This is a genomic window from Citrobacter sp. R-1.5.2 (assembly GCF_035064245.1).
In the GTDB taxonomy this organism is placed as follows: Bacteria; Pseudomonadota; Gammaproteobacteria; order Enterobacterales; family Enterobacteriaceae; genus Citrobacter.
Genome location: NZ_JASEYC010000001.1, coordinates 491,109 through 511,440, shown reverse-complemented (window position 1 = coordinate 511,440; position 20,332 = coordinate 491,109). Strand labels below are relative to the sequence as shown.

20 protein-coding genes are annotated in these 20,332 nt (G+C 52.9%); 7 read left to right on the top strand and 13 right to left on the bottom strand.

What is annotated here, in order from left to right:
• Positions 1-101: 101 nt before the first annotated feature.
• On the bottom strand, positions 102-281 hold the full coding sequence (locus QMN38_RS02465) for a hypothetical protein (protein WP_005122845.1): 180 nt from the start codon (positions 279-281) through the stop codon (positions 102-104).
• Positions 282-529: 248 nt separating this feature from the next.
• Here QMN38_RS02465 and QMN38_RS02460 point away from each other — a divergent pair, with 248 nt between their 5' ends.
• The 4 genes from QMN38_RS02460 to QMN38_RS02445 are packed head-to-tail and all read left to right on the top strand — an operon-like array spanning position 530 to position 3,635.
• Positions 530-1,363, top strand: a complete 834-nt coding sequence (locus QMN38_RS02460; RefSeq protein ID WP_271450262.1) for an ABC transporter substrate-binding protein — start codon at positions 530-532, stop codon at positions 1,361-1,363.
• Position 1,364: 1 nt separating this feature from the next.
• Complete coding sequence (locus QMN38_RS02455) at positions 1,365-2,183, top strand: amino acid ABC transporter ATP-binding protein (RefSeq protein WP_271440800.1); 819 nt, start codon at positions 1,365-1,367, stop codon at positions 2,181-2,183.
• The gene (locus QMN38_RS02450; RefSeq protein WP_323604406.1) at positions 2,183-2,968 is read left to right on the top strand and encodes an amino acid ABC transporter permease; all 786 of its coding nucleotides are present in this window, start codon (positions 2,183-2,185) and stop codon (positions 2,966-2,968) included. The genes QMN38_RS02455 and QMN38_RS02450 overlap by 1 nt, the downstream gene beginning before the upstream one ends.
• Positions 2,958-3,635, top strand: coding sequence for an amino acid ABC transporter permease (locus QMN38_RS02445; RefSeq protein ID WP_323604405.1), 678 nt, complete (start codon positions 2,958-2,960; stop codon positions 3,633-3,635). Before QMN38_RS02450 ends, QMN38_RS02445 begins: the two co-directional genes overlap by 11 nt.
• A 9-nt stretch (positions 3,636-3,644) precedes the next feature.
• On the opposite strand, the gene ydhT is transcribed toward QMN38_RS02445, so the two are convergent.
• From ydhT to ttrS, 9 genes are all read right to left on the bottom strand, one after another.
• The gene (gene ydhT / locus QMN38_RS02440) at positions 3,645-4,457 is read right to left on the bottom strand and encodes a protein YdhT (protein WP_271440797.1); all 813 of its coding nucleotides are present in this window, start codon (positions 4,455-4,457) and stop codon (positions 3,645-3,647) included.
• A gap of 3 nt (positions 4,458-4,460) precedes the next feature.
• Positions 4,461-5,246, bottom strand: coding sequence for a thiosulfate reductase cytochrome B subunit (phsC, locus tag QMN38_RS02435; RefSeq protein WP_323604404.1), 786 nt, complete (start codon positions 5,244-5,246; stop codon positions 4,461-4,463).
• Positions 5,243-5,911: a 4Fe-4S dicluster domain-containing protein gene (locus tag QMN38_RS02430; RefSeq protein ID WP_271450268.1), complete on the bottom strand. Its 669-nt coding sequence runs from the start codon at positions 5,909-5,911 to the stop codon at positions 5,243-5,245. The genes phsC and QMN38_RS02430 overlap by 4 nt, the downstream gene beginning before the upstream one ends.
• 64 nt (positions 5,912-5,975) lie before the next feature.
• Positions 5,976-6,644: a YdhW family putative oxidoreductase system protein gene (locus QMN38_RS02425; RefSeq protein ID WP_323604403.1), complete on the bottom strand. Its 669-nt coding sequence runs from the start codon at positions 6,642-6,644 to the stop codon at positions 5,976-5,978.
• Between the two features lie 9 nt (positions 6,645-6,653).
• A complete protein-coding gene (locus tag QMN38_RS02420) occupies positions 6,654-8,756 on the bottom strand; it encodes an aldehyde ferredoxin oxidoreductase (protein ID WP_271440817.1) in 2,103 nt (700 codons plus the stop codon).
• A gap of 121 nt (positions 8,757-8,877) precedes the next feature.
• Positions 8,878-9,504: a ferredoxin-like protein gene (locus QMN38_RS02415; protein WP_005122832.1), complete on the bottom strand. Its 627-nt coding sequence runs from the start codon at positions 9,502-9,504 to the stop codon at positions 8,878-8,880.
• Between the two features lie 499 nt (positions 9,505-10,003).
• Positions 10,004-10,213 carry a fumarate hydratase FumD gene (gene fumD, locus QMN38_RS02410; protein WP_040233753.1) on the bottom strand — a complete coding sequence of 70 codons (210 nt, stop codon included), beginning with the start codon at positions 10,211-10,213 and terminating at the stop codon, positions 10,004-10,006.
• A 92-nt stretch (positions 10,214-10,305) separates the two neighbouring features.
• Positions 10,306-10,890 carry a tetrathionate respiration response regulator TtrR gene (gene ttrR / locus QMN38_RS02405; protein ID WP_323604402.1) on the bottom strand — a complete coding sequence of 195 codons (585 nt, stop codon included), beginning with the start codon at positions 10,888-10,890 and terminating at the stop codon, positions 10,306-10,308.
• Positions 10,865-12,598, bottom strand: coding sequence for a tetrathionate respiration histidine kinase TtrS (gene ttrS / locus QMN38_RS02400; RefSeq protein WP_323604582.1), 1,734 nt, complete (start codon positions 12,596-12,598; stop codon positions 10,865-10,867). The genes ttrR and ttrS overlap by 26 nt, the downstream gene beginning before the upstream one ends.
• A gap of 227 nt (positions 12,599-12,825) precedes the next feature.
• On the opposite strand from ttrS, the gene ttrB reads away from it, so the two are divergent.
• Genes ttrB through ttrA form a run of 3 tightly spaced genes read left to right on the top strand, consistent with a single transcriptional unit; the run spans position 12,826 to position 17,644 of the window.
• Positions 12,826-13,560, top strand: a complete 735-nt coding sequence (gene ttrB, locus QMN38_RS02395) for a tetrathionate reductase subunit TtrB (protein ID WP_323604401.1) — start codon at positions 12,826-12,828, stop codon at positions 13,558-13,560.
• The gene (gene ttrC / locus QMN38_RS02390; protein ID WP_323604400.1) at positions 13,561-14,586 is read left to right on the top strand and encodes a tetrathionate reductase subunit TtrC; all 1,026 of its coding nucleotides are present in this window, start codon (positions 13,561-13,563) and stop codon (positions 14,584-14,586) included.
• Positions 14,579-17,644: a tetrathionate reductase subunit TtrA gene (ttrA, locus tag QMN38_RS02385; RefSeq protein ID WP_323604399.1), complete on the top strand. Its 3,066-nt coding sequence runs from the start codon at positions 14,579-14,581 to the stop codon at positions 17,642-17,644. The genes ttrC and ttrA overlap by 8 nt, the downstream gene beginning before the upstream one ends.
• 77 nt (positions 17,645-17,721) lie before the next feature.
• Here ttrA and QMN38_RS02380 read toward each other — a convergent pair whose 3' ends face one another.
• The 3 genes from QMN38_RS02380 to QMN38_RS02370 are packed head-to-tail and all read right to left on the bottom strand — an operon-like array spanning position 17,722 to position 20,239.
• Positions 17,722-18,534, bottom strand: a complete 813-nt coding sequence (locus QMN38_RS02380) for a MetQ/NlpA family ABC transporter substrate-binding protein (RefSeq protein WP_323604398.1) — start codon at positions 18,532-18,534, stop codon at positions 17,722-17,724.
• A 21-nt stretch (positions 18,535-18,555) separates the two neighbouring features.
• A complete protein-coding gene (locus tag QMN38_RS02375; protein WP_271440792.1) occupies positions 18,556-19,224 on the bottom strand; it encodes a methionine ABC transporter permease in 669 nt (222 codons plus the stop codon).
• Complete coding sequence (locus tag QMN38_RS02370) at positions 19,217-20,239, bottom strand: methionine ABC transporter ATP-binding protein (RefSeq protein ID WP_323604397.1); 1,023 nt, start codon at positions 20,237-20,239, stop codon at positions 19,217-19,219. Before QMN38_RS02370 ends, QMN38_RS02375 begins: the two co-directional genes overlap by 8 nt.
• Positions 20,240-20,332: the final 93 nt, after the last annotated feature.

Here is a 20,332-nt window from a genome sequence, read left to right as displayed (position 1 = left end):
GACCTGTTTTGTCGTATGTTACAGGTCAGAATAGGGATTCAGTAGTATTTCTGCTTATTTTGCACACTTCATTCCAGTACATTTCGCGCGTCAGGCGAAGTTCAGCGTGTTGTTTTATCACGGAACCACTCCGGATCAATGTTGGCGATATCCACCCCATACAGGCTGGCGACAGGAAGAACAGACTCCACAACACGCTGAAGATTTCGTTCCGCACTATGCTGTGGCGTCTGTGGATGTCGATTCTTGATACGCAACCAAAGATATTTAACCCCGTTCATCTTCTCCACCGCCTCTGTCTGTTGGACACAACGTATTCCAACGCAGAATGCGTAAAAAATGAAATGCGAATTTTTGCCAACGTTGTGCACTATTTTGCATTTCAGTTTTTCATTATTTTCACCCGTAATTAACACCCCTTTCACTAATATCATTTTGTATATAGATAAGAATTTTTTCTTATTTGGTCACCGCCGCAAGTTATGGGAGCGTAAAAAGCACAAACCAAAACAACAGGGATTCAAAGAAAATGATGGCAACGAAAATTCACAGCACAAAAAAAACATGGCTGGCACTCAGTGTCCTGCTGGCGTCAGGCATTGCCGCATCAAATGCTCAGGCCGATCAACTGGCCGATATCAAAGCCGCAGGTGTGGTAAAAATCGCCACCTTTGACGCCAATCCACCGTTCGGTTCTATTGATGCAAAAACGCATAAAATTGTCGGTTACGACGTTGATTTCGCTGAAGCGCTGGCTAAATCACTTGGCGTTAAACTGGAACTGATCGCCACCAATCCGGCTAACCGTATTCCGTTATTGCAATCCGGTAAGGCCGATTTAATCGTAGCGGATATCACTATTACACCTGAGCGTGCACAGGTTATCGATTTCTCCGCCCCTTACTTCGTTACCGGGCAGCAATTCCTCGTTCCGGCAAAATCGCCGGATAAGCTTGATGACTACAGCAAGGCCCGTATCGGCGCAGTTAAAGGGACGACAGGTGAGCAGGCGTTGCACCAGCGTTTTCCACAATCACGTGTGCTGGCCTATGACGATATTCCGCTGGCATTAACCGCACTGCGTAATGGTAATGTCCAGGCGATCACCCAGGACAGCACCATTCTGGCCGGGTTGTTAGGCGGTGCGCCGGATAAAGCAGATTTCAAAATTTTGCCCGACCTGTTGAGCAAAGAAGAAATTGGCGTGGGTGTGAAAAAAGGTGAGCCTGCGCTGTTGAAGGCCGTGAACGACGAGTTATTAAAGCTCGAGTCTACCGGGCAGGCAGCCAAAATTTATGATGTCTGGTTTGGTCCGCAAACCAAAAACCCGCAGCCCCGCGCCTTCAAAATAGAAGCGAAGTAATATGCTCTCAGGCCTTTTTAATCGACCCGCAGCTTCGGCTGCGGATTTTACGCATCTGCGCCAGGCACGTGTTGAACTGCGTAATGTCATAAAACACTATGACAATCATACCGTGCTTAACGGCGTCAGCCTGTCGGTTGAACCGGGCGAAGTCGTCACCATTCTCGGGCCTTCTGGCTCAGGAAAATCGACGCTAATTCGCCTGATCAACCAACTGGAGTCACTGAGCGGCGGCGATATTTTTATTGATGACAAACCCATCGGTCAGCTGCGCGGCCCCGCATTGCGTCAGCTTCGTAGCCGAATTGGCTTTGTGTTCCAGCAATTCAATCTCTACACCCACCTGACAGCACAGCAGAACATCACGCTGGCGCTGGAATATGTTCACGGTTGGAAAAAAGCGGATGCTGAGCAACGGGCACTTGAACTGCTGGAACAGGTAGGGTTGGCCGAAAAAGCCGATGCATATGCCGCCCAACTTTCCGGCGGACAGCAACAACGTGTTGCCATCGCCCGCGCACTGGCCTCCTCACCGCAAATCATTCTGTTCGATGAACCCACCTCCGCGCTGGATCCAGAAATGATCGGCGAAGTGTTGCAGGTAATGAAGAGTCTTGCCCATAGCGGCATCACCATGATTGTCGTAACGCATGAAATGCATTTCGCCCGGGAGATTGCCGATCGTGTGGTGTTTATTGATGGCGGCGATATTCTCGAAGTCGCGCCTCCTGAGGCGTTTTTCACACGTCCTCAGCACCCCAGGACCCAACGTTTTCTGAAAAAAGTGCTCGACCCGTTACACCAGGAGTCATCGTTATAATGCATGCAATGGACTGGCAGGGGGTGCTGAGCGGGCAACCTCTGCAATGGATAATCTCCGGTTTTCTGACCACACTCTGGGTCACGCTAGCCGGCGTGGTACTCGCCACGGTATTTGCCATCTTTCTGCTCAGCCTGCGCCTGACAGGACACCGCTTTGCGACCACCGTGGTCAGCGTGTGGGTTTCTGTTTTTCGCAATACCCCTTTACTGGTTCAGCTGATGTTCTGGTACTTCGCTGCGTGGAATCTCCTTCCTCGCGACGTGATTACCTTCATTAATGCGGAACACGCCTGGTCCATTCTGCCAGGAGATGTCTGGTGGTTAACGCCGGAGTTTCTCTGCTCCGCATGGGGGCTGGGTATCTTTACCTCGGCCTTTCTGGTCGAAGAGGTCGCCTCCGGTTTACAGGCGGTGTCTGGCGGGCAGCGCGAGGCAGCCATAGCACAGGGGTTTTCGTCATGGGCGACTTTCCGTCACATCCTGCTCCCTCAGGGGCTGGCAAATGCCTGGCAGCCAATTGTGGGGCAATATCTTAATCTGATGAAGCTGTCTTCATTAGCCAGCGGCATTGGCTTTGCCGAATTGACGTACCAGGTGCGGCAAATTGAAAGCTATAACGCCCATGCGCTGGAAGCCTTTGCCGTCGGCACGGCACTCTACCTGTTGACCGGTATTGTGCTGGGGATGTTGTTAACCCGTCTTGGCCCTGTACCTGCAGCAGGTAAACCGTTGGCGCGTAAAACAGGCATATTTCGTTTCAGGAGCCTACAGCATGATCGCTAATATTTCGGTTATTACCGACAATCTGGACTACCTCCTGTGGGGGCGGGTCGCAGAGGGTCAACCGGGGGGCGTTCTGCTCACGCTGCTGATGGCGATTGGCGCAGCGGTACTGGCGCTTCCCGCCGGGATCGCACTCGCCTGCTGTGCCTGGCGTTTTCCTGGGGCGATACGTAAGGGGCTGTTTATCTGGGCAGAGTTTATTCGTGGTATTCCGTTAATCTTCGTGATTTTCTGGATGTGGTATCTGTTACCCATGCTCACAGGCAGTGATTTACCGGGAGCCATAACCGTCACACTGGCACTGGCCTGGTTTACCGCCGCTTCGGTGATGCATTCCGTGTACGCAGGCATAACTGCATTGCCTGGCGGTCAGTATGATGCGGCAGTCGTTCAGGGATTTAGCCCACTCCAGGCGCTCGGGTTAATTCTGTTGCCGCAGGTTCTGCGCAACGTACTCCCCTCGCTAACGGGGATTTTTATCGGGCTACTCAAGGACACGTCTCTGGCATTTATCGTCAACGTGCCTGAGCTCACGACGGTGGCGGGTCAGGTTAACAGCCGGGTACAAATTTACCCGGCGGCCATTTTTGTCTTTACCGGACTGGTCTATTACCTGCTGTGCTTTAGCCTGGAGAAGATCACTCAGCGCCGGTTCGCGTTGAAATAGCACCACGGCTCAACATGCCACAAACTGATGGTCTTCGTTGAGCCGATACTTCACCCCTGCGCGAATGTTATTTTCCCCCTCAATAGCCACCGCAAAACGCATTCTCTTACCGTCGTGATAGGCAAGCGCCGCGCATCCACCGGGGCCGAGGATTATCGAATCGACCACGCCAGTACTGGCAATAACGGTGTTTTCCCCGTTAGCCATGATCTGCACGTTGTCCGCGCAGTTGGCTATTTTCGACGCTGCGCCAAAACTGGCTATCTGGGTTAAATCACCACTGCTGGCGATACGACTTCTGTCACCCAGCGAACTGATGCGCACCCGCATCCCCGTGCTGGCCATCCGTGTACCGCCTCCCACACTACTGACACGTGTGGAGTTTCCCGCGATGGCAATACGACCACGCTCACCGGAGCTGGCAACATGAGCGTTATAACCCACGCAGCCAATACGTGCGCTGTAACCTGCACTGGCAATCTGCGCAGCGTACCCGGCGCTGACGATTTTGATGTTATCACCCGCGCTACCGAGACTGTCGCCATCAGCCGCACTCGCCAATTGTTTACCGATGTCGTCTGCCGTCTGCGGACAGACAACACGGCCCATCGCACAGATATCCTGCTGGACAAAATTCTCTTCATCCTGCCATCTTGACCAGCCGTATTCCACGAGGCTATCTGCCCAGTCACTATACCCTTCCAGCTGGAGTGCACGGTGCACCTCCGCATAGCTGCCTCCCTCAGGAAACGCACGCAGAAACCAGCGATACATCACGGGCCCGACGCGCCAGGCCCGTAAGTCACCACGAGTAATCATCATCTCTTAATGCCGGTGATAGCCATCCACCATGCACTTAAAGGTTTCGCCCGGAGTGCGTCCTGTCGTGCAGAGATAAAGATGCCCAAAAATGAAAAACACGCTCACGATCGCCAGCGCAAAGTGCGCCTGCAGCAACCAGTAACGTACGCCAGGGAACAGATCGCCCACAGCCTGTGGGTACAGGGATAGCAACCCGGAGATCAGCAGTAGCGGCAGCAAACCGTACATCACGCCGACATACGCTGCCTGCTGTAACGGATTGAATTTCGAACGCGTTGATGCCGGGAATGGATGCGCTTCGCCCTGCATAATGCCAAACAGATAGAATCGCGTCTGCCTCTGCGCCCGGCCGATCCAGCCCTGACGCTGAATAATATAATGATGTCCGTTCCCCCCAATCAGGTTAATCAGGACAAAACCAATCCAGCAGGCAAGCAGCAAAAAGCCACAGACCTCATGCACGGTCAGCAGGCTTTTCATCACTGGGGCACTGACCGCGGTGAAATGGTTTAGCAGGCCGCTGGCCAGCAGCAGCAGAAATAACAGCGCATTCGACCAGTGCCACAAACGGACAGCTTTCGAGTATAAATAGACCTTCTCTCCGTGTCCTGCCGACGCTTTATTCGCTGAACGAAAGCGCAACATTGCGTGGAGCGCCAGCACCAGCCACATCCCCACCAGCATTAACCCGGCGAAAACCAACCAGACGGGCCAGTAATCCGGCGAAAACATCGGGACGTACTGCGCAAGCTGTGCGTGAAACTGTTCGGCTTTCTGCGACGCGTTCATACATTATCCTTTTTAATCAAATGTTGACCGAACCGACGATACAGATGGGGCTTCCCGGCGCCTGCAAGTTGATATTCGTAGTACTTGTTTTCCTGTAACCAGGTCTGAATTTCCGGGCTGTCCTCACGGCCAAAGATCAACGCATGTTCTGGACAGGAATTGACGCAAATTGGCGGGAAACCTTTCGCCAGACGTGATTCGGCGCAGAAGTCGCATTTATCTGCCACTTTGGTTTGTGGGTTGAGATAGCGTACCTGATACGGACATGCGCCAATACAGTAACTGCAGCCGATGCAACGAGAGGTATCGACGCGCACAATCCCGTTTTCATCTCGCCAGGAAGCACCGGTAGGACACACCTCAATGCAGGGGGCATCGTCACAATGCTGACAGGACTGACGAAAATAGTGATACAGCGTTTCGTTATCGTTATCCGTTACCGGGATATGGGCTATCGATAAACGACTCCCCTGAACAGGAACATGATTCGTTTTCCTGCACGCTCGGGCGCAAATGTTACATCCGTTGCACAATGATTCGTCGTGGATCATGACATAACGAACGTCTTTAGTACTCTTCGTACTCGCTAACAGGTTTTGGCCTGGGCCGGTGAAAAAAATCACCGTCCCCATGCCAATGACAAATTTTCGTCGGGTGAAGGACATCGGGTTATCCTCTAATGCTGTGACAGTGATCGTCCACACGTTCCATGACATCAACCTGAAAAATTCAGGGGTTCTGATACTGCTCAACCTCAAGCCATTCGCACAGGCCATACGCTTTGCCGTAACTCATAAAACGCTCGCTAAACAGATAAGGTTCCGCATTCGACGATTCCACAGCACGTATGTCTGCATAATCAGGATGCGTTTCCATGGCCATGAGCGCCGCCGTAACCTGCTCAGGTTCAAAGTGGTATGGCGGCTGCGCCAGCATGGCGACCTTATAGGGGCGAGGATACGTTTGGCAGTCAAAACGTACCGCTTCTGCAATGGCACGGCAGATATCATTTTCCACCACCTGCACACACATTTCGGCGTAGTTTGCCGTCATGGTTTGCGTCGAGTAGAAGTAGGTATCCTCTGAGCCCTCGATACAGGTAATATCTGCGTCGGATGCGTGCTGACGCATCGCGTCCAGCAGCGTAGCCAGGTCACTTTCAGGAACCGAATAAGGTGGCAACAGAAACACGCTGCGTGCCACCAGCTGACCTGAAGCAGAATGCTGGCGGATAAAATCCGCCACTATCGACTCTGGGCTGGTGGGTTCCTGAATTAATGACGAACTCCGGTGTGCGACAGGCTGGTGTAACGCGTGCAGCCACTGTCTCTTTTGGCTATCCACGTCGTCACCATGCACATCCTCTGCAGTGGCCAGGTCGTTACTCACGTACGTCATCTGCGTTCCTTACGCCGGCAACAGATTGTGTGCAGCCAGGTCGGCTGCCACATCCTCAAGGCCGAGGCGGTGAAGGGTGTCGCGAGTTGGGCAGCCCAACGCCGGGTCCCAGCCCATTTCCTGATAGAACATCGTAAGCGACTGACGCATATCTTCCCGGTCCATCTTGTCAGTCCCTTCAGTAAAGACCGGAATCTTCGGATCTTTATCGAACACCCAGGAGCAGATCAGGTCGTGTTCATTACGCATATCCATGGTTTGCATCAACTTGACTGTATAAGCACGATGCAGGGTAAAAATGCGCTCCGCGGCCAAATCCAGACTAGCCTGCGTTGTTTCATCCCCCGTTACGGCCTGGAAGAATTTCGCTTCCAGATCGAGGTCTCCGCGATAGTTTCGACTCTTCAGTGGCGAAACCGTCATTGGCCAGACCCAGTTACACAGCGTAACCGCATTGTGCAGACAGACTTTCAGCAGCGTCCATTTGGCGTATTTGATTTTGGCGGCATTAATCGGGGTGTAGTTTTTGGTTTCATCGTAGGCATCCTGTGAACCAAACAGTTCGCCCGCCACTTCGCGCTGTAGCGCCAGCGGTAAACCGGAGCCGATAAAGTTGATATGGGTGTGCGTCATACAGTCGCGGTTGAACATACAGTTGGTGATCGCCCCCACCTGCGCCGAGGCTTCGTTCGCATGGTGAACAGGGAACCCAAACGGCGACCATAGTTTGTTCTTCGCGTAACCCCAGTACTCTTCGCCTAAATTCCAGCGTTCTGCAATCGCGTAAGAGCCATCAGCCAGGTGGCTGAGTTCACCCACACGATGCGCCAGTCGATAATAGAAATCTTTGATAAAGTTCGGATCGCCTGCTTCCAGTTGATCCCAACGGATCTCTGCATACTCTGCCGCAGGTAACACCCGCTTAAAGACGCCTTTGGAGTAGCAGTACGTAAAGTCACGATGCAACTGACCGTAGTTACACCAAATACCATAATCGTCGAACAGGTTCAGGCCAACCAGGTTCCCTACGACGCGCCCATCGTCTTTATCGTCGAAATCCTTCGGCCCATTCGGGAAAATAGTGGTATGTACAAAGTTCGCCACGCAGGTATTCCCGCCGGTACTCGGCACACCAAAATCTTTCACCCGGGGAACATTAAGTTGCGACATACAGCGAATTGGACATGAATGGCAGCCACTCATTTTGACGGTGTACTTCTCAGCGGCCGGGCCGAGATCAAACACGGATTTATGGGTACGAAAACCGACAGTATTCTGGTTTCCCGGTGGAATTTCCCCCGTTTCAATTGGCCCTCCTTCCGCCGCGCCCCAAAACAGCCCTTTGCGGGCCGTCCAGCGCGAATTCGGTGAAGAGTATTCAGCCCAGGCCTGTGGCGTGCTCGGCACAACATGGTTGTTGTTGGCGCCGATAAGCTCGGTCATCATGTAGTCATTAAGCCGCTTCATCTCTTTGCGATCGGCGATATTGACCCCCTGGGTCCCCTCTACCGCAATGGCCTTCAGGTTTTTCGACCCCATGACTGCGCCAGTGCCGGCTCCGCCGCTGTGGTTACGGCTGTTAATCATGCAGGAAAGCGGAACGAGGTTTTCACCCGCCTGACCAATAGCTGCAACGCACGTTTCCGGGCTGGTGATACGGCAAATTTCTTCGGTGGTTGCGCGCGTACCCTTACCCCATATGAAGTCCGCTTTTTCGATGCTGACCTTATCGTCTTTGATGTTGATCCAGACCGGAGAAGGTGATTTCCCTTCGATAATAATGGCGTCGTAACCCGCGAATTTCATTTGTGCGGCAAAGAAACCGCCCATATGGGCATCGACCACTAAATTGCCTTTGGTAAATGTCGATAATGAGGTGATATTGACGCGAGAACTGCAGGGTGCACCCGAACCGGTTAGCGGCCCGGTCGCGAAAACCAGTTTATTTCCTTCATCAAAAGGTTTGGTGCCTGGCTGGACTTCGTCGTACATAATTTTATAGCCAAAGCCCATCCCACCGACAAATTTCTTAAATTTACTGGAATCTTCAACGGTGATATTACCCGTGGAGAGATTGACCCGTAAAATATTACCTGTCCAACCATTAGCCATCATGTTTTCCTTTGCAAGAAGGTCCGATAGATATACTCGCCACCTTTCAGGCAGTTCTTTTATTCAAAAACTGCGATTTTTCTGGCAATAAATGACGCGTATCAGGCAGCCCTGCCATCCATCAAACAGTAATATCTTTCCACTCAATAATTTTTAATGCCCCAGTCGGACAAGCATTAGCGCATTCCCCGCATAAAACACATTTTGAGGATTTCTTCGTTACGGTATTAACGGTCGCCATCATCCATGGGCAGGCCGTGGTACAGGCACTGCAGCCAATACAGCGTTTATGATCTACGGCAATACAACCGTCTTCCTGTTTCCAGGTAATTGCGCCAATCGGGCAGACTTTCATGCACTGGGGATCTTTACACTGACGGCAAGTGTCTGCGGTGTAGTTTAAATCGCCGTACAACCCACCACCGGACCCAACGCCATCATCGCCAAAGAAGTAGTTACGATGAATTTTGATGCGGGAAAAGAAGGTGCCAACAGCGCCATCGTTGTAATTAGTACAGGAAATTTCACAGCGGTGGCAGCCAGTACAGCGAGCCCGTTGAGTCACCAGCACCCCTTTCGGCGTATTGATAAGTCCGACGGTGCCACTGTCGATATCTTCCTGCTTACAACCCAAAAGGGATAGCAGAGCGGGGGCAATCGTTAATCCTGCCAGACCTTTCCCTGATATACGCAGAAACTCAAGCCGCGTTAAACCACAATCTAAAAATGGACGATCAACCTGGTTCATTTATTTCGCATCCTCTTCGCAAACGCTGTAGTAGCAACAGATCCAGGCTAATTTTAATGAATGCAGATCAGGTCAAATCGGCCATAAATGTTGCCAACAACACGTGAATTTTTGCCCTAACCTGATCGCACAGATGACGGTGGTTAAACTGAATCAATCCATACCCTAAACACGGGTATAATCCTTTAGGGTTAGGCGGATAAATAATGTGGTTATTCCCCCCCTGTAACCTTGATCGTTATCAATTAAAAATCGGAAGGAAAATAATTAATGTGGAGTGATATTTATTATCATTAAGCGAGATTGAAATAACATTTCATATGCATGAAAAATAATTGGGAGTGCAATCACAAATACTGTGTTATATGTCAATCGATATATAATAGAATATACAACGAAGTTTGTAATTTTAGTGACCGAACTAAATTATATTTATTGGAAGATAACGAAGATGAAAATAAGAGGACGGCAGAATATTTCTACCGACCTCTTTTATGGATTAACCGGCCAATGCTTTGATCACCGTCTCCATGGCCTGTTTTTCTAACTCACTGCGCTTCACACGCTGATTGGCGAGGGTTGTTCTCAGTACGCCAGCAATGACGATATGCTTAGGCTCTTGCCCCAGATCGCGCATTTCCAGCACTACTTTACCGACTACTCTGCACATCTCGCGGTACAGCTCGTCGTCTTTGGTCTGATTTCCCATATTCACCCGCTCGTCATTAACTCAAACCCACAGCATATATCACTCTGGCGAATTAGACAAAATCCAATGAAAATCAAATAAATGTCACAATTTTACTGGATCCGCTGAAGCCGATTTACCAGCTCGGCAAGGCTTCCGGCCTGCATTTTTTCCATCACCCGCGCCCGATGCACTTCAACCGTGCGAACGGCAATATTCATGGCATCGGCTATTTCCCGATTTATCAATCCCTTTGCAACCAGATTCGCCAGTTCTCGTTCCTTCGGTGTAAGTTGCTGATAGCAAGCAACAATTTTCTGTCGCGAAAAAGCCGCTGCCGAGGTCTGCAAAGCATTTTCCAGCGCAGCCTGTAGCGGCGCGGCTGAAACCGGCTTCTGTAAGAAATCGACGGCTCCGCGCTTCATTTGTTCAACCGCCATGGGCACATCACCATGTCCGGTAAGAAATACCACCGCCAGGGTGCTCTCGCGCTGACGCATTGCTTCATGCACGGCATGCCCATCCAGTACCGGCATGCGCATATCCAGCAGCAATACGCCGACCTGGTGCAGATCGGCCTGAGCCAAAAACGTTTCGCCCTGCTCCCAGCAACGAACCTCGTACCCCATACTTTCCAGTAAAAATGCACAGGCCTGAGTCACCGCTATATCGTCATCCAACAGATGAATTATTGCCACGAGGCCCTCCTTCCTGTGTTTGCTTAAAATGTAATGTCACCACTGCCCCCGCCAGGCCGTCAGGCGCTGGGTGATTTTTGATGCTGATGTCGCCATTTGCATAGCGAACCAGTCGCTGACAAATGGCCAGCCCGAGTCCCATCCCTTCCTTGCGGGTGGTCATAAAGGGCTGGAATGCCTGGTATAACTGCGCATCGTCGATCCCTCCGGCATTATCCTGCACCAGAATGCGCACACCATGCTCCTCACTGTACGCGGAGAACCACACCGTTTTTGCCCCCGCCTGAGCCGCGTTTAGTACCAGATTAGCCAGAACCTGCTCCAGCAAAACGGTCGGCAGTGTAACCGTGAGCGAATTGTCGACCTGCGTTTGTAACATTACCGTCGGGAATTGCTGTGCCATGCGTAACAACTGCCAGACATGATGGATCGCATCATGAACGTTAATAGGCTCCCAGTCGTCGGTCATCACCGGATTTCCCTGCGCCTGACTGACCCACTGACGTAAATTGCGTAGCGTATCGGCGCCCCGCTGCGCCTGCGCGTCAATCTGTTCAAGGGCGGGTAACAACGGATGCTGCTGATCCTGGCCACGCAGACGAATTAGACAGCCCTGTGCATAGTGGCGGATAGCCGAAAGCGGTTGGTTAAGTTCATGAGCGAATCCGGACGTCATCTCGCCCAGCACACTCATTTGACGCGCGGTTTCCAGCGCCTGTTCCTGTTTGCGCAACAGCACATTATTACGCTCAAGCAGTCTTCCGCGCCGGCGGACCAACAGCATGACCCAGATGTAATTGAGCGTCAGCAACAACAGGACGATACCCGCTGCCCCCATGGCCAGACGATGTTGAATAAACCAACTTTTGACATCCAGCCAGAGTTGGCGCTGCTGTGGGTGTTGACGGACATCGCGCAGTAAAGCTTCTACTTCGCGGGTCGAGGCCGGCGCTCCCCAACGAAAGACGGCGTTTTGTGGCGCGTTAAACAGTACCCGCGTCACGCGATCGGCGAGTTCATCACTGACCGCGGGCAAGGCAGCAAACGACCAGTCAGGATAGAGCGGCGTGCTGGTTACGCAAGGAATTGACGTTGGATAGGTAATCACGGGCCTAAAGTCCGCTTTGCGGATTAGCCCTTCTTCATCCATTTTTTCCAGCAGACACACGGGCACAATCACCGCCTGAACCGCTTTTTCACGTAATAAATACAGCAAAGCATCAGCAGGAAAGCCGGTAAACGTCAGACGTAAATCACGCTCAGGGCGCAAACCGGCATCGCTGAGTGCTTTGTATCCCAGCAAATAACCGCCAAATGCCTGAGCATCAATAGCACCTACCGTTTTACCAATCAGATCGTGTGCATTCACAATCCCACTGTCACGCCTGACGAGGACAGCACTGCCAATCACGTTGCTGGTTGCCTTTCCGCCACGCGTAGAGCGTAATGATGCCAGCCAGCGAAGCGCTGCATGGCTGTTGAGCTGCACGAATTGCGCAGGATTGGTGACCACAAACTGGACGGTTCCACGGTTAACCGCCTCCTGCATCTGCTGCAGATCCAGCGGTTGAATATGAAACTGTTCGCCCGGGATTTGTTGATTTAACAGGGTTTCCAGCGGTTGCCAGTGGGTACGTGTAGAGACCTCTCCACGCATCGCCAAAACACCTACATTCCACGAACCTGCCCATGCCACGCTGCCGAGCATCCACACGGAGGCCAATAGCGTCAGACAGCGAAAGACGTTACATCCCACTGAATTATCCCTGTCAATTATGTTGTTTTAGATCAACAACAAGCCGGGTATGTGGTTAACCACAATAGAGCTGCCCCCGCCACGATTTTTACACTGTAAATCATTGAGATTCTTTATTCATCACACGCAAATCAACGGCGTGACCAATGTTTCGTTGTTGCATCGTGACGGGAGAAAATATGGACAGCAGTAAACGGCAGTTTCTCCAGCAACTGGGCGTCCTGACCGCTGGCGCATCACTGGTTCCCCTGGCACAGGCCCAGTTTCCCTTTTCGCCTGAACGACATGAAGGATCGCCCCAGCATCGCTACGGCATGCTGGTCGATCTGCGTCGGTGTATCGGCTGCCAGGCCTGCACCGTGAGTTGCGCGATTGAAAACCAGACGCCGCAAGGTGAGTTTCGTACCAACGTGAATCAGTATCAGGTGCAACTTGAAGGTCAGCAAAACGTCACCAACGTCCTGCTGCCGCGCCTGTGCAACCATTGTGATAACCCCCCTTGCGTGCCGGTGTGCCCGGTGCAGGCTACCTTCCAGCGCGAAGATGGCATTGTGGTTGTCGACAACACACGCTGTGTTGGCTGCGCCTACTGTGTGCAGGCCTGCCCATACGATGCACGGTTTATCAACCATGAAACGCAAACCGCCGATAAATGCACTTTTTGCGTTCATCGACTGGAAGCGGGCCTGCTCCCGGCCTGCGTCGAGTCGTGCGTTGGCGGCGCGCGCATCATCGGTGATATCAAAGATCCACACAGCCGGATTTCTCAAATGCTGCAGCAACATCATGACGCCATCAAGGTCCTGAAACCGGAAAGTGGCACCTCGCCGCACGTGTTCTATCTGGGCCTGGATGAGGCCTTTGTGACACCATTAATGGGGCGCGCCCAGCCCGCGCTCTGGCAGGAGGTTTAAATGAACCCTACCCTGATTATCGAAGAGGTTCTGACGCATCCACAGGACGTAAGCTGGTTACCCTGGGCTGTGCAATATTTCTTTTTTATCGGCATTGCCGCCTGCGCGGCACTGTTTGCCTGCGTGCTCCACTGGCGCAAAAAGGAGAGGCCCGAGTTAGAAAACCTCACGCTGCTGGTAGCCCTGACCTGCGCGATTACCGCACCGTTGGCACTGACGGCTGATTTACACCAGACGGCACGCGTCTGGCATTTCTATGTCTACCCGACACCGTGGTCATGGATGCCGTGGGGGGCGCTATTTTTACCGCTGTTTACCGGGTTTTTAGGACTGTGGTTTATAGCACAACACGTTAAGCGATTAACCGCCAAAAGTTACAGTGTCACTAAATGGTTGGCCGTGGGAAGTGCACTGTCGGCCATAGGACTATTGGTCTATACCGGTCGCGAGGTCTCTATTGTCGAGGCGCGTCCGATCTGGTTCAGCTACGCCTTCCCGGTAGCGATGTTCCTCAGTGCCCTGCAAACGTTCCTTGCCCTGCTTATCGCCACGGTGAAAAACGCAGGGACAACATTACCGCGCAAACTGGCATGGGGACAGATAGTCACGCTGTGCGCGCTGGCTATCGTGGTGGTGATGTGGGCAAGTGGCAACACGCTATCGGGGTCAGCGATTCGCCAGTGGCTGGATGTGGCGGCTTCTGCGCGGCATTACGCCATCGGCTGGATTGCACTTTGGGTTACCTCACTGGGTCTTTGCGCCCTGGTGTTACGCCATCCGTTATCACTGCCATTACGTATGTTGCTGGCAATAAGCGCAATGGCATTGTGCTGGCTGATGCGCTGGACATTGCTCATTCAGGTACAGACCGTACCGAAATTTAACGCCCAGTTTAACCCCTATACCCTGCCCGGTGGCACTGATGGCTGGCTGGCTATTCTTGGCACTTTTGGCCTGTGGGTCGCACTGATCATTATGGTTCGTGAAGCCCTGAACGCGATCGCAAGGAGAATGCAACATGGCTAATTTAACTCGTCGTCAGTGGCTAAAAGTCGGTCTTGCTGTCGGGGGCATGGTGACCTTCGGCCTGAGTTATCGGGACGTGGCGAAGCGCGCGATTGATGGTTTGCTTGATGGAACATCAGGAAAAATAACCCGCGATCGTATCTTTGGTAATGCACTCATCCCCGAAGCACATGCCCAACCGCGCTGGCAACAGAACCCGCAGCAGGTGATCTCTATGACGCAGTGTTTCGGCTGCTGGACGCAATGTGGCGTGCGTGTCCGTGTTGATAACGAACAAGGCAAAGTGTTGCGTATTGCGGGCAACCCGTACCATCCACTATCTCACGAACACCACATTGACTCCTCTGTTCCCTTTGCCGCCGCGATGGAACAACTGGCGGGCGAAACCGGCCTCGATGCCCGCTCCACCGCCTGCGCTCGCGGTGCAACGTTACTTGAAGGCCTGTACAGCCCACTGCGTATTCTGGAGCCAATGAAACGCGTGGGTAAACGTGGAGAAGGCAAATGGCAGCGCATCAGCTTTGAGCAACTGATCAAAGAAGTGGTGGAAGGCGGCGATCTGTTCGGCGAAGGCCACGTTGACGGTCTGCGCGCGATCCACGATCCCGATACGCCGATTGATGCCCGACACCCCGGTTTCGGCCCAAAATCCAATCAGCTACTGGTCACCAATACCAGTGATGAAGGACGTGATACATTTTTGCGCCGCTTTGCCCTGAACAGTTTCGGCAGCAAAAACTTCGGCGCACATGGCGCGTACTGTGGTCTGGCCTATCGTGCCGGGTCTGGCGCTTTGATGGGCGATCTGGATAAAAATACCCACGTGAAACCCGACTGGGATAATGTCGAATTTGCGTTGTTTATGGGGACATCTCCAGCACAATCCGGCAACCCGTTTAAGCGCCAGGCTCGCCAGCTTGCCAGTGCCCGTTTACGTGATGACTTCCGCTATATTGTGGTTGCACCAGCCCTCCCCCTAACGACAGTGCTTGCCGACGATCGTGGGCACTGGCAGCCCGTACGTCCAGGGACGGACTCCGCACTGGCGATGGGGATGATCCGTTGGATAATCGAAAAGCAGCGCTATAACGCTGATTACCTGGCGATTCCTGACATACAGGCTATGAAGCAGGCCGGGGAAAAAAGCTGGACCAACGCTACCCATCTGGTCATTACCGATGAAATTCCAACGCTCGCCGGTCAGCATTTAACGCTGGCGCATTTACGCGCAGACGCCGCCAACGAACCCACCGTCATTAACGAAGCCGGAGAGATTGTCGCCGCCAGCAGTTGCCAACGTGCCCAACTGTTCATCTCCCGTGAAGTCACGCTGGCCGGGGGGCAAACTGTCACGGTAAAAAGTGGCTTCCAGTGTCTGAAAGAGTCCGCTGAGAAACTGTCAATGGCGCAATACAGCCAGCAGTGTGGTGTTTCTGAGGCAGACATTGGCGCGCTGGCCGATGCTTTCACCCGTCACGGACGAAAAGCAGCAGTGATCACCCACGGCGGGATGATGGCGGGTAACGGTTTTTATAATGCCTGGTCGGTGATGATGCTTAATGCGTTGATCGGGAACCTGAGCCTCGAAGGCGGCGTGTTCGTCGGCGGCGGTAAGTTCAACGGTGCAACTGACGGCCCGCGCTACAATATGGACAGTTTTGCCGGGAAGGTGAAACCTAAAGGTCTGAGCATTGCCCGCAGCAAGACAGCCTATGAGTCTTCCGACGAGTACCGCAACAAAGTCGCCACCGGGCAATCGCCCTTCCCGGCCAAAGCGCCCTGGTATCCATTTGTCGCAGGCCAGCTTACCGAATTACTGGTTTCTGCCTTGGAAGGTTATCCGTATCCGCTAAAGGCCTGGATCTCCAACATGACCAACCCGTTTTATGGGATTGCGGGCTTACGCGGTGTAGCAGAAGAAAAGCTAAAAGACCCTGCGCGTTTGCCGTTGTTTATCGCGATTGATGCGTTCATGAACGAAACAACCGCGCTTGCGGATTACATCGTACCGGACACGCATAACTTCGAAAGCTGGGGATTCAGCGCCCCGTGGGCCGGTGTCGCCAGTAAAGCCACCACCGCCCGCTGGCCTGTGGTCAGGCCTGCTACCCGTCAGACCGCTGACGGTCAACCCATCTCGATGGAGGCTTTCTGCATCGCGGTGGCAAAGCGCATTGGTCTCCCCGGCTTTGGCGACAATGCCATTTCCGATCCACAGGGCAACGTGTATCCGCTCAACCGCGCCGAAGATTATTATCTGCGCCTTGCCGCCAACATTGCCTTTATGGGCAAAGCGCCGGTGGCAGAGGCTCGGGAAGAGGATATCGCGCTCACCGGGGTGCAACGAATCTTGCCGGTAATGACCCAAACGTTAAAAGCCGATGAGGTGAGTCGCGTAGCGTTTATCTATTCGCGCGGTGGCCGTTTTGCGCCAGACAACAGTGGTCGGGTCGATAACCGCGTCGGCAATGCGTGGGAAAAACCGCTGCAAATCTGGAATGCGGATGTCGCTGCACACCGTCATGCGATTACCGGTGAACGCTACAGCGGCTGTCCGGCCTGGTATCCTTCGCGACTCTCTGACGGACGTTCAGTGGAGGAACTATTCCCTGAGCAGGAATGGCCGCTGAAGTTGATTTCATTTAAATCGAATACCATGTCCAGCGCGTCGGCCGTGATCCCCAGGCTGCATCATCTTAAGCCAGTCAATCTGGTGGCGCTTAACCCGCAGGACGGCAAGCGCTATGGTTTATCTCACGGCGATACCGTTCGCATCACCACGCCGGGCGGGCAGGTTGACGCGCAAATCAGCTTACTGCATGGCGTGATGCCAGGGGTAATCGCGATTGAGCATGGCTATGGGCATAAAGAGATGGGCGCTGCGCAGCATACGCTCGACGGTGAGCCGATGCCGTTTGATAAAAAGATAAAGTCGGGAATCAATATCAACGATCTGGGTTTTGCGGATCCGACACGAAAAGTGGCCAACACCTGGCTGGATTGGGTTTCAGGAGCCGCAGTGCGCCAGGGGTTGCCAGCGAAGCTTGAACGAGTGTAACTCGGGTGCCGGATGGCAACGCTAACGCGTTTTATCCGGCCTACAGCACATCGTAGGCCGGGTACGGCATAAACGGATCAGTTATTTACCGGGATAACCGCGCCTTTATATTTGGTGCGGATCCAGTCCTGGATCTCTTTTGAGTGCAGCACATCAACTAGTGCCACGATATCCTTTTTCTTCTCATCACCGCGATGAACGGTAATGATATTGGCATACGGGTTGTTTTCACCGCTTTCTACGGCAATCGGATCTTTCACCGGATCCAGCCCGGCGTCGATTGCGTAGTTGGCGTTAATCACGACCGCATCCCCTTCTTCATTGTTATACATTTGCGGTAACAGCGCTGCTTCAACGTTAGGTAAGAACTTCAGCTTTTTCGGGTTCTCTACGATGTCGCTAATGCGCGCCGTCACTTTATCCACACCCGGCTTCAGCTTGATCACGCCCTCTTTTTCAAAAATCGACAGAATACGACCTTCTTCAGATACCGCATCACGCATGATCACCTTGCCACCTTCCGGCAGATCCTTCAGTGACTTCACCTTTTTCGAATAGATACCAATCGGCTCAATATGAATCGCCCCTGCGCTAACGAAATCATAGGATTTGTCGCCAGCATGATCTTTAATCACGCTATTCAGGTACGGGATATGCTGGAAATAGTTTGCATCAATCTCACGACCCGCCAGGGCTGTGTTCGGCAGAATGTAGTCCTGGAATGGTTTAATCTCCAGGTCTATCCCTTGCTTCGCCAGAATCGGCTTGGCCTGCTCAAGGATCTCCGCATGGGGTACGTTTGACGCGCCAACGGCCAGCGTATCAGCCCAGGAAGCAAAGCTCAGGGCGCTTAAGGTTGCTGCTGCGAGTAATGTCAGTGATTTTTTCATGATGATGGTTTCCGTATTTTATTAGCGTTTATCTAACAGAGAGGTGATCACATCGCCGCAAAGCTGAATGATGAAGACGATGAGCAGAATCGTGACCGTCGCCACCAGCGTGACGTCGCTGTGGTTGCGCTGGAATCCTTCCAGATAAGCCAGGTTCCCTAAACCACCGGCACCAATCACCCCCGCCATCGCGCTGTAGCTAACCAGGGCAATCAGCGTCACGGTGATCCCGGACACCAGAGCGGGTGAGGATTCCGGTAGTAAAACCCGAAATACAAGCGTCGTCAGACGTGCGCCCATCGAGCGCGTCGCTTCAATAACGCCTTTATCTACTTCACGCAGGGCGATTTCGACCAGGCGTGCGTAAAAAGGTGCAGCACCCACAATCAACGCGGGCAACGCGGCATTTGCACCGAGAATGGTGCCAACAATCGTTTTGGTAAAAGGTATTAACAACACGATCAGAATGATGAACGGGATCGAGCGGAAAATATTGACCACCAGCGAGATCGCGCTATACAAGGCGCGGTTCTGGAATAGTCCACCGCGCGCGGTCAGGAACAGCGCCATCCCGAGTGCAATCCCAAGGACAAACGTTGCCGCGCCAGAAAGCGCCGTCATGTAGAGCGTTTCCTGGGTCGCTGCCAGCAGTTGGTCCCACTTCAGATGGGGAAACAGATCTTCAGGCATGTTGAATCACCTCGCCTTCAATGTCGCTGTGGCGCAGGTCGGCCAGAATATTGCTGAGTTGTTCTTCGCTAGCCACAACGTGCACCCAAAGTTGCCCGAACACGCCATGCGCGGTTTGCGTCATCTTGCCGTGCAAAATGTTAAACGGCAGGCCATAGCGCAGGGTTAGTTCTCCAACCACCGGTCGGTGAGTGCGCTGCCCGGTAAAAGTTAACTTGATCACGACACCGCCCAGTTCGCTTGCCAGTTGCGGATTAAACTCATCCTCTTCGGTGTATTGGCTCACCTGCCGGACAAACTGTCGGGTAATTGGCTGCTGTGGATGGGTAAAGACAGTAAGTACATCGCCCTCTTCAACTACCCTGCCGTTTTCCATCACCGCGACGCGATCGCAGATTTTGCGCACCACATGCATCTCGTGGGTGATCAACACAATGGTTAATTTGAAGCGACGGTTAATATCGAGCAGTAACTCCAGAATCTGATCGGTGGTTTGCGGATCCAACGCTGATGTGGCCTCGTCACAGAGCAGTACATCAGGATTATTCGCCAGCGCGCGGGCGATCCCTACGCGCTGCTTTTGGCCGCCGCTGAGCTGCGATGGATACGCATTTTCGCGACCGCTCAGACCGACAAGGGTAATCAGCTCGGCCACTCTCGCCTTAATCATCGCTTTCGGCGCACCGGCAATTTGCATAGAGAAAGCGATATTTTCACTGACGGTGCGTGACCACAGTAAATTAAAGTGCTGAAACACCATGCTGATTTTCAGCCGTGCCTGACGCAACGATTCCCCGCGGGCGGCGGAAATAGCGTGACCGTTAATGGTCACGCTGCCGGACGAGGGTTTCTCAAGACCATTCAGCAGGCGAATCAAGGTACTCTTCCCTGCACCACTGTAGCCAATGATCCCGTAAATCTGCCCCTGCTCAACCGTCAGGTTGACATCATCGACAGCGGTAATGGAAAGCCTGCCTGGCGTAAACACTTTCGAAATATTTTTCAGGACAATCATATCGTTTGGGTATCCGCTGCTGCTTATTGTTATCCTGCTAGTGCCTTTAGCTGTTTAGCAGTATGGATGTCCAAATGAGTGTAATCAGCGAGA

Bases quoted from the DNA above. Each gene is read 5' to 3' on its own strand.
- QMN38_RS02465 (WP_005122845.1), bottom strand. From the start codon at position 281: ATGAACGGGGTTAAATATCTTTGGTTGCGTATCAAGAATCGACATCCA.
- QMN38_RS02460 (WP_271450262.1), top strand. From the start codon at position 530: ATGATGGCAACGAAAATTCACAGCACAAAAAAAACATGGCTGGCACTC.
- QMN38_RS02455 (WP_271440800.1), top strand. From the start codon at position 1,365: ATGCTCTCAGGCCTTTTTAATCGACCCGCAGCTTCGGCTGCGGATTTT.
- QMN38_RS02450 (WP_323604406.1), top strand. From the start codon at position 2,183: ATGCATGCAATGGACTGGCAGGGGGTGCTGAGCGGGCAACCTCTGCAA.
- QMN38_RS02445 (WP_323604405.1), top strand. From the start codon at position 2,958: ATGATCGCTAATATTTCGGTTATTACCGACAATCTGGACTACCTCCTG.
- ydhT (WP_271440797.1), bottom strand. From the start codon at position 4,457: ATGATGATTACTCGTGGTGACTTACGGGCCTGGCGCGTCGGGCCCGTG.
- phsC (WP_323604404.1), bottom strand. From the start codon at position 5,246: ATGAACGCGTCGCAGAAAGCCGAACAGTTTCACGCACAGCTTGCGCAG.
- QMN38_RS02430 (WP_271450268.1), bottom strand. From the start codon at position 5,911: ATGTCCTTCACCCGACGAAAATTTGTCATTGGCATGGGGACGGTGATT.
- QMN38_RS02425 (WP_323604403.1), bottom strand. From the start codon at position 6,644: ATGACGTACGTGAGTAACGACCTGGCCACTGCAGAGGATGTGCATGGT.
- QMN38_RS02420 (WP_271440817.1), bottom strand. From the start codon at position 8,756: ATGGCTAATGGTTGGACAGGTAATATTTTACGGGTCAATCTCTCCACG.
- QMN38_RS02415 (WP_005122832.1), bottom strand. From the start codon at position 9,504: ATGAACCAGGTTGATCGTCCATTTTTAGATTGTGGTTTAACGCGGCTT.
- fumD (WP_040233753.1), bottom strand. From the start codon at position 10,213: ATGGGAAATCAGACCAAAGACGACGAGCTGTACCGCGAGATGTGCAGA.
- ttrS (WP_323604582.1), bottom strand. From the start codon at position 12,598: ATGCTCGGCAGCGTGGCATGGGCAGGTTCGTGGAATGTAGGTGTTTTG.
- ttrB (WP_323604401.1), top strand. From the start codon at position 12,826: ATGGACAGCAGTAAACGGCAGTTTCTCCAGCAACTGGGCGTCCTGACC.
- ttrC (WP_323604400.1), top strand. From the start codon at position 13,561: ATGAACCCTACCCTGATTATCGAAGAGGTTCTGACGCATCCACAGGAC.
- ttrA (WP_323604399.1), top strand. From the start codon at position 14,579: ATGGCTAATTTAACTCGTCGTCAGTGGCTAAAAGTCGGTCTTGCTGTC.
- QMN38_RS02380 (WP_323604398.1), bottom strand. From the start codon at position 18,534: ATGAAAAAATCACTGACATTACTCGCAGCAGCAACCTTAAGCGCCCTG.
- QMN38_RS02375 (WP_271440792.1), bottom strand. From the start codon at position 19,224: ATGCCTGAAGATCTGTTTCCCCATCTGAAGTGGGACCAACTGCTGGCA.
- QMN38_RS02370 (WP_323604397.1), bottom strand. From the start codon at position 20,239: ATGATTGTCCTGAAAAATATTTCGAAAGTGTTTACGCCAGGCAGGCTT.